This is a genomic window from Stenotrophomonas sp. SrG, assembly GCF_050031795.1.
Classification (GTDB): Bacteria; Pseudomonadota; Gammaproteobacteria; order Xanthomonadales; family Xanthomonadaceae; genus Stenotrophomonas; species Stenotrophomonas rhizophila_A.
The window spans coordinates 1-240 of record NZ_JBNBBE010001058.1; the positions used below are offsets into that span (position 1 = coordinate 1).

1 pseudogene is annotated in these 240 nt (G+C 75.0%); it reads right to left on the bottom strand.

Features of this window, described 5'->3' with window-relative positions:
* Positions 1 to 203: pseudogene (locus ACQG3P_RS22710) on the bottom strand (hypothetical protein); the annotation flags it as partial.
* Between the last annotated feature and the right edge of the window lie 37 nt (positions 204 to 240).

The window sequence follows — 240 nt, forward strand, 5'->3', positions numbered from 1 at the left end:
CCGAGCACCAGCCCGCGCAGCAGTGCGCCGCCGGCGGCAACGGGGTCGGCGCCGGCGGGATCGAAGCCCACCGGGAGGTCGGCGATAAGGCCCAGCCCCATGCCGCTCGCGCGCGCCTGCGCCTGTGCACGCTGCCGGCCGCGGCTCACCATCCATTGTCCGAACAGGTACAGAGACGACGCCAGTCCCAGGCGCGGATGCATGACCGCCTCATGCCGCGCCAGCGCCGGGCCACCGTCG